The organism is Ferruginibacter sp., from assembly GCF_028288465.1.
Classification (GTDB): Bacteria; Bacteroidota; Bacteroidia; order Chitinophagales; family Chitinophagaceae; genus Ferruginibacter.
Map to the genome: position 1 here is coordinate 216,813 of NZ_JAQBNR010000011.1, position 9,283 is coordinate 226,095.

The following is a 9,283-nucleotide window of genomic DNA, read 5'->3' on the forward strand; positions in this document are numbered from 1 at the left end:
AAGATGATTCAAATCCTGATATTTGTAATACTTTCGCTATATAGTTTGTAATAAAACTACTATAAAAAGAAATAAATCTTTAATCTGGCCGTTGTACAATTTTTTAAAAATTGTACAAATATTGCAGCATTTTCAAATTGCGGTTTGGCCAACAACTAACAAAAAATCTCATTCAATTTAATCTCCCACGTTTATATGAATAAAAAATTTACACTCAGTTTGAAATCTTTGATGGCATGCTGTTTAACTTTGTTAAGCATTCTGGCTTTAGGACAAAAAACCGCCACCACCGGAAATTGGAATACACCGGGTACTTGGTCACCAGCCGGAGTTCCAACTGCAACTGATGATGTTATTATCCCAAACGGGGTTACCCTTACAGGCGATGTCAGCACTACCTGCGCTTCCATCACTTTTACAGGAGCAACGGCAACACTGACAGTTAATGCAGGAATAACGGTTACTGTTTCAAACGCAATCAATTTAAATTCTGCAACAGCTGCCAATACAAATGCCAGTATAGCAGGGGCGGGCTCAATTGCCTGCAATTCAGTTAATGTAGGGTCAACAATTACACCTACCACTACTTCTGCAGCTACCCTGACATCTACAATTTCTTCTTTTTTATGTTCTAACAATTTTGTAATTACAGGTACCAGTGTAGGAAATGGGGGTGGTTCCAGGCAAAATAATGGAGTTGCGAACATCACGAGCGGCCTACTAACTGTGAATGGTACGTTGTCAACAACTACGTCTATCATTTCAGGCAATAGGACTCCGTCAACCAGTTTTACATTGGGTTCTCCAGCGTCAACACTCAGCCTCGGGGGAGCTACACCCTTTTCTATAGATGCGAATGGTACATTAACGTTAAATACCGCAGGAGCAACTGTTATTTATTCTGGAAGTACCCAGACTGTTGCACCCGCAGCATATGCAAATCTCACAGTGAGTGGTACTGGTGAAAAAACGGCAGGAGGCGCTATTACCGTAGGCGGCAATTTAGCCATTGTAAGTGCTTCTACTTTCACAACTGCTTCTAACTTTACATTAAATGTTACTGGAAGCAGTTTGATTGACGGAACGTTCACTGTTGCAGGAACAGGGGCAAAAACATTTACGGGAAATGTAACAATCAATTCAGGGGGAGTATGGAATGAGACCTCTGTTGCTGCGATTGGTTATGCTGGTAATTTGCAAAATGATGGTAGCTATACCGCAAGTACGGGGGTTCACACATTTAGTGGAACGGCAAAAACAGTTGGCGGAAACAACGCTGTTGTAATCTCAAATATAACGATCACCGGCACCGTAACCAACAACGGAACCCTCACAGCTTCTGCGTCGCTTGCGGGTGGCGGAACGCTAACCAATGGCGCTTCAGGTAACCTTAACTTCGGCGGTACTTCAATTGCAACCACTTTAGCCGCTTCCACCGCCGGGAACACAATAAGTTACATTGCACCAGGGGCACAAACTATTAAGGCCACAGCCTACAGTAATCTTATTTTGTCAGGCAGTGGTGCTAAGTCTATGGGGTCGGCCACCGTTTCGGTTGCAGGCAATTTGTCTATTGTTACCGGAGCATTGGCAAGTGTAGGTAACCGGCTAACATTAACTGCAGGAAGTCTTACACTTGGAGGAATAAATAAAATCAGCGGTACGTGGGGGTCAACACTGTCTACAGCTACGTGGAAGGACAATACCTACTTTGGTGCCACCACGGGTATCATCAATGTGACAAGCGATACCAGGCCCACGCCAGTATTTTCAGGGTTAAATGGTACTCCGTCAATTACCTATGGTACCGCTTTTATAACACTTTCCGGTACAGTAAGTGCACCTGGACCAGCATATCCTTCCAATGGCGAAACGATTGGAATAACAATTAATGGAGTAACGCAAACGACTTTAATAAGCGGCTCAACAGGTGATTTTTCAATCAATTTTTCGAGCGCTGGTATTCCAGTTACGGGAGGACCTTATACGATAACGTATACTTACGGGGGAAATAACAATTTAAAGCCGGCAGCGAATGATGTTAGCACTGCACTGGCTGTTAATCCGTCACCATTGACGATAACAGCGAACGACGTGAGTAAAGCATTTGGAATAACGCTGACGGGTGGTAGCGGCTCAACAGCTTTTAGCGCCAGCGGGTTGCAAAATAGTGAAACTGCGGGAACCGTAACGATTTCATATGGTACAGGAGCAGCAGCTACAGATGCCGTGGGAACTTATACCGGCTCGGTAACAGCTTCGAACCTGACAGGGGGAACCATCAACACAGCTAATTATACACTTACTTATATACCCGGCAATATTATTGTAACATCAAGTATTTCATCAGCTGATTATCGCAGTAAGCAGGCTGGTAATTTCACAGATCCGGCGTCATGGGAATATGACCTGGGAGGTGGCACGTGGGCAGATGCTACCCAGCCTCCGGCAGGCACGAATAACATAACTATTGGCCATCTAATAGCACTGGATCAGCCTTTTACGCTGGCAAGTGGAAAAACTATTTTGATTAGCACTGGCGGCAGCCTTGAAATTAACCCGGGTGTAACATTAAGTGTCCAGAATTCGGGAACATTGGATTTCAATAATCAGCCTGTCATTGTCAGATCTAATGCAGCCGGTACCGGATCTATCGGGGTGATTGCCGGTGCCATGTTAGGGGCCAGCAACGTAACTGTAGAACGTTTTATAGCAACTAACAAAAGGGCCTGGCGTTTATTAACTATACCAGTTACAGGCTCAACGATAAGGCAGGCGTGGTGTGGAGTAGATGCTAATCCAATTGCACCATCTGGAGAAGCAGCCAACGCCGGAACTTTAATAACCGGTAACGGTAGCAGCTATCCTGACGGCGCTTCTGCCGCAAGCAACGGGTTTGATTGGTTTAACGGACTGAATAGTGCCACTACATCTTCTATACGGTTTTATAATCCGGTTACAAACGGCTGGTTTAGTACAAACACCCCTGATCCCCTGGCGGCTCCCAATAAGGAAGGATATATGCTGTACATAAGGGGAGACAGAACTGTCGCTGATGCTACCAGTTCTGGCACAACAACACTCAGGCCAACCGGAGCACTAAAGCAAGGTCAGCAGTCTATACCGCTTTCAGCGTCTGATATTTATACTGTTGTGGGAAATCCTTATGCCTCTTCTATTGACCTGGATGCGGTTTACAATAATGGAAGCAACAGCAGTTTCATTGATCGCAAGTTCTATATATGGGACGCTACACAAGGGACAAGCGGCTCCTTTATTACCTTAATTTACGATGAAATAGGGAATGGATATATAACCTCGTTAGGTGATGATGGAACGCCATATCTGGCAGTTAATTCCGGCCAGGCCTTTTTTGTAGTGGGAAAAGGAATAGATGGAAGTCTCAACATTGATGAAGGCACTAAAACAGATCCCTCGGCCCAATCTCTTTTCCGCCCTATGGCGCCTGCAGGTAATGGTGTAAGTAAAATTGCTGTAAAACTATTCCAAGCTACGGGCAATACTATTGGACAACAAATGGATGGAACTGTTGCCAGGTTTAATGATGCTTACAGCCAATCCGCTACTGAAGTATATGATGCAGCCAAGATTAATAATTTTAACGAGAACATTAGCCTGGTACGAAATGGCCGTTACCTGAGTGTAGAAAGCCGTCCCTTCCCTGCACAAACCGACACCCTTTTCGTTCCATTCTGGAATTTAAAAACCCGGGATTATGCATTGACTATTGCCAGCAGCAATTTTGCAGGTATAAACCAAACTGCTGTTTTGATAGATAAATTTACCAATACCCAAAAAATACTCGATCTCAGTGGTGGTACTATTACCTATCCATTTACAATCAGCAGCAACCCGGCCAGCAGCAGCCTGGGCAGATTTTTAATAATACTTGCACCATCAAGTCCGCTGGCTGTTAAGTTTACGAAAATTAATGCCAATGCCAATGGGAAAAATGTAGTTGTAAGCTGGGCTGTAGGAAGTGAACAGGGAATAAAAGATTATTTCATCGAGAAAAGTACAGACGGAAATCAATTTACTAAAACCGGCATTGTTGTAGCAAAAAATTCAGTCATGGGCGCCAGTTATCAGTGGGTCGATGCTGCCGCAGCCGAAGGAAATAATTACTACCGCATCCGCAGCAATGATGAAAACGGCTCATTTGCTTACAGCACTGTTGCCACAGTTCAGATGAATGCAGGAAAGGGAATTCAGGTTTATCCTACCCTAATTACCAATCAACAGTTTACAATAACATTGAATAATCAACCCGCAGGCAATTATGGCTTATCACTCACAGATGCTTCCGGAAAGCAGTTGTTTTATCGAAAAATTACGAATTCAAATGAATATAATACACAAATTGTAAATTTGCATAAAGCCGTTCCTGCAGGAATATACAATTTATCTATTACCGGAGATAAAGGTGTCAGGCAAAATTTCAGGATTGTTATTAATTTATCCAAATAAAGAAAACAAAAATTACAATGAAAAACCAATCGCTAAAAAAGCTGGTTAGAACAGTATTTACAGCAGTATTCCTTTTTATAGCATTTTTTGCAAATGCACAAACCGATGGTCCCGGAAGCGGATTGGATGTGAATCCTGACGCAGGAGTTCCTTTAGATGGCGGCGTTACATTATTGTTGGTTATGGCGGTGTGTTATGCGGCATTTAAAGTCTGGCAATACCGGAAGGTATCAAAATTTTCAAGTAGTAAAGATTAGGAGAAATAAATGAATGAATGAAAAGGACTGTCTGAAACGACAGTCTTTTTTTGTATCGGTCAGGTTCGTTAAGTGATGCTTTGAAATTTCCAGATGATCCCCAGGAAGTATCATAAATTATTGCAGCCTGTTAACAGCAGGCGGCAGATATTTAAAGCCAGAGATTGAAAAATATAACGGGTATTATATAGCCGAAAAGAGGCTTTATATGGCTTTAACTACAGGTAGCGACGAAGGATACCCTAAGCATGATAGTAGCCGGCAGGGTTAAACACGGCTTTATTGTGCAAAAGCGGTTTAATCGGCAAGCCGGATGTAAAACTGTTTAGTTGTTTTTTATTTTGTAGCTGTTATAAAAAAAACTGCTAAAATGATTTCCATAAAAATTGAATTGATTTTACGGGAAGTCGGTATTATTTATTTCAGCTCGACCCCAACATTCTCGCTATTAGGACAGCCTTTTTTGCTTTTTACTGTTTAAATAGATGTCTATTTAAAGTGACAAAGCCTATAGTAGTTCTTATTGTTAATCTGTAGTAATATCATTATGTTATCGGGTATAAAGAATAATCAAGTATTTTTGCGCAAATTCGATATCATGTCATCGGCTGAATCTACTTCAGTTCATAGCAGGCAGAAACGGTATAGTGTCGGATCGATATTGATAGATTAATTTTATCTGGTTAATTTTTTTTCATTTGTTCTTCAATTTTTGTGATTGAGGCAGGCGAAGCCGTGAAAAATAGCCAGTTGAATTCATCAGAACAGGTAAGTATATCAAGATTGTATACCCTATGTTCGCATATATGAGTACTATTTATAAAATGCTTTCTATGTCATCTTTTTTTAAATCAAGTTTATTTTTTGTAACCCTTTTTTTAGGTGTATTGAATATCATATCATGTACTTCAACAAAGCAGGTGGTGTATTTAAACGACCTGGAAAAAACGGATTCAGGAAAATTACATGCAGCCCAAAATGCATTTGAAAATCCCATTCAAAAAAATGACCAACTGTGGATTACCGTAGGTGGTAGTAATCCTGCGGACCTGCCGGCACTTAATTCCGCGATAGGCATGGTGACAGGAGCCACATCATCTACTATTACCGGTGTGGCAATCGGGTATTTGGTTGAGGCTGATGGCAAGATTCAAATGCCTTATATAGGCAAAGTGCAAGCCGAAGGGATTACCAGACTGCAATTGGAAGATACCCTTACTCAAATGTTTAAAGATTATACTAAAAATCCGGTTGTCAATGTTCGGTTTTTGAATTATAATTTCTCTGTAATGGGAGAAGTAAATAAAAAAGGAACATTTAATATGGTAAATGAACGTACCACTATATTAGACGCAATCAGTATGGCAGGCGATTTGACTGATTTTGGGAAAAGAGACAACGTGCTGGTAGTGCGTGAAGTTAACGGGGTGAGGAGCTATGCAAGAGTAAATCTATTATCCAAAGATCTCTTTAAATCGCCGTATTATTATCTGAAAACCAATGATGTTTTATATGTGGAGCCGGTGAAATCAAAATTCATTGCCCGCAAAGGTGTTCCCCAATATCTGGCAATAGCTGCAGTTGGCCTATCCCTGCTTATAACAGTAATAAATTTACGCAAATAATTTGGACTTCATTTTAGGTTAACCTCTTGAATAGCCTTTCTATTCGTAATATCATCGTAATCACTTAATTTAAAATTTTGAAATATTCTTCTAATCCGCGGGAAGCAGTTACGGACCAGAACACTGAGGTTAACAAAAAAGCAAATTTCAGCCGCATCTTTTTTCGGGTTTTACCATATTGGCCCATACTGCCAGTTTTGATAGGGATATTTCTTACAGGTGCCTATTTTTATATCAAATATCAGGTCCCGGTATACCAGGTAACTGCACGCGTGGTTGTAAACGACGGGGAGCAGGAAAAAGGTGCAAACCTGTTCCAGGCTCTTACCTACAAGAATGTTGACCGGGAAACGGAAAGGGAAAAAGAAATACTAAAGTCAAAATCGCTCATATTTCAAGTTGTACAAAATGAACAACTGAATATACGATGGTTAAAAAAAGGACGGGTAACAATCATTCCTCAATTTGGCAATTTGCCCCTGGAGGTGTGGCTGGAAAATCCTGACTCTGTCAAGAAAACAATTACAGGTGATGTTAAATTGCTATCGGCAAAAAGCGTTTCATTTGACGGAGTAATCTACCCGATTGATTCGTTGGTGCATAGCGTTTTTGGTAATCTTCGCTGGCACTTAAATAGCGCGGATCAATTTACCAATGAGTGGGAATTAACATTGATGCCTGTAAAAAAGGCGGCTGCCATTTTCCGAAGTCAGTTAAATGCAGAACCCATCAGCAAACAATCTGCCATTCTTGATTTAACATTACAGGAAACGATACCGGGAAGAGGAGTGCTATTTTTGACGAGTTTACTGGAGCAGTATGGTCAAAATAATGTAGCCTTTAAAAACAGGGTTTATCAAAATACAGCAAAATTTGTGGAAGAAAGGTTGAGGTTAGTGTCAGATGAACTAAATGGAGTGGAATCCAAATTAGAGAATTTTAAAACGAAGGAAGGTATATACAATCTTAGCAGTCAGGGAGATCTTTATCTGAATCAATTAAAGGATATCGACCAAAAAATGGGAGAGACAGAATTACAACTAGTTGTTTTAAAAAAAATAGAGCAATATGTAAACAACCGTAATCATACACCGGAAGCCGTACCGGCCACTCTAGGGTTAACCGATCCAATATTATTGAGTTTATTAAACCAGTTATATTCGGCTGAATTTGAAGCTGAAAAATTGAGAAAACTTTCCGGTTCAAAAAATCCGGAACTTGAAGTGCTGGATGAAAGTATATTTAAATTGAAGCCAAGTATTCTCGCCAGTATTCAAAACCTTAGAATCAGTTTACAAAGCAGTAAGGATAAACTCACTGAACAAGAAAAGCAATTCATGGGCGAATTGAAAGGTATCCCGCAAAAGGAGCGTGCTTTACTTGAGATAAGCAGGCAACAGCAGATTAAAAATAACATCTATACATTTTTGCTGCAAAAAAGGGAGGAGGCTGTTTTATCGGCTGCATCTCAAACGCCCAATCATCGGGTTATAAATGCCCCGGAATCAGTGGGCCAGGTTGCGCCTAAATCCAATATGATATATGCAGTTGCGCTGTCACTTGCATGCATCTTATTTATTTTATTTTCCTACTTTAAAGAGTTTATAAATGACAAAGTACTTTTCAGCAGTGATCTAATTCAGGAAACCAGCTTGCCATTGTTAGGGGAACTTGTTTTCTCTCATCGTTCTGAAACAGACAGCGTGATTAAGGGAGACGAAAGGATATTGATCGCAGAACAGATAAGAGATCTGAGGACCAACTTGTCATATATCCAAATTCAAAAACAGGGAGCGCAGGTGTTGCTTATTACCTCTTCGATAAGTGGTGAAGGGAAAAGTTTTATCACGATTAACCTGGCCGCAGCACTTGGCAGAGTGGATAAAAAAGTTTTGATGATTGAGAGTGATCTCCGTAAGCCCGGGGTAACCAAAAAAATGAATATTCCCAGGGGCAAGGGCCTTACTGATTACCTGATAGGACAAGCAACGCTGGAAGAAATTGTAAGGCCGGTTGAGCGCCTGAGCAACGTATCCTTGATTTCAGCTGGACAAATTCCACCTAACCCCGTAGAATTATTGTTGAATGGCAGACTGAATTCTTTAATGGAAATTCTGAAAACGCAATTCGATTATATTTTGATAGATTCTCCACCAGCCGGGGTATTAACAGATGCCAAAGTTCTGGCTGCCTACGCAGATAATACCCTTTATATTGTCAGGCACAATTATACACCCCATGAATTTATTCATTTTATCCGGGATCAGGCAAATCTCCAGACACTTCCCCGGATACATCTTATTTTTAATGGTGTTGTCCGAAAAAAAGTTTTTGGCTACGGTTATGGTTATGGTTACGAGTATGGGTATGGGTATGTAAAGGAAGATGAGGTAAAACGGAGAAGCATTTTTAAACGGAAACGGGATAAGACTTAATTGGCTACAACCTAATATACTAATGAAATATAAATTTTAAATGGCGGGTTACGTAATGTAAATAGCCGGGTATCTTATTGAAGAATTCTATCCTGGTTTTGTCGTAACAGAATTCAATCAAAAAGACCAAGTCCGTATTGCGTAACACAAACCTACTTTTAGCTTGCATCACCAATGCCGTTTTTTAAACGGTAATATTTCAAGAAATATGCGAATTGCCTCAAAATAAAATTAGCAAGATGAACAATAACAGGATACCATACGGTAAACAATATATCAATGAAGATGATATTCAAGCCGTAATTGAAGTTTTAAAATCCGAATTTTTGACCCAAGGACCGCATGTGAAGGAGTTTGAGCAGGCGTTCGCTAGTTATATCGGATCTAAATATGCTGTTGCTGTTTCGAATGGCACTGCGGCTTTACATTTATGTACAATGGCTTTAAACGTTAAGGAAGGCGATAAAGTTATTACTAC

The 9,283-nt window shown here is 40.6% G+C and carries 5 protein-coding genes; all 5 read left to right on the plus strand.

Annotated features, from left to right (window positions below):
* Positions 1-195 precede the first annotated feature (195 nt).
* A complete protein-coding gene (locus tag JWR61_RS04815; protein ID WP_301926707.1) occupies positions 196-4,488 on the plus strand; it encodes a T9SS type A sorting domain-containing protein in 4,293 nt (1,430 codons plus the stop codon).
* 17 nt (positions 4,489-4,505) lie between these two features.
* The gene (locus JWR61_RS04820; RefSeq protein WP_301926708.1) at positions 4,506-4,745 is read left to right on the plus strand and encodes a hypothetical protein; all 240 of its coding nucleotides are present in this window, start codon (positions 4,506-4,508) and stop codon (positions 4,743-4,745) included.
* A gap of 833 nt (positions 4,746-5,578) precedes the next feature.
* The gene (locus tag JWR61_RS04825) at positions 5,579-6,370 is read left to right on the plus strand and encodes a polysaccharide biosynthesis/export family protein (RefSeq protein WP_301926709.1); all 792 of its coding nucleotides are present in this window, start codon (positions 5,579-5,581) and stop codon (positions 6,368-6,370) included.
* Positions 6,371-6,567: 197 nt separating this feature from the next.
* Entirely contained in the window at positions 6,568-8,805 is a 2,238-nt protein-coding gene (locus JWR61_RS04830) for a polysaccharide biosynthesis tyrosine autokinase (RefSeq protein WP_301926710.1), read from the plus strand.
* 239 nt (positions 8,806-9,044) lie between these two features.
* Positions 9,045-9,283, plus strand: a 239-nt coding sequence (locus JWR61_RS04835) for a DegT/DnrJ/EryC1/StrS family aminotransferase (RefSeq protein ID WP_301926711.1), incomplete at its 3' end; no start/stop codon positions are given.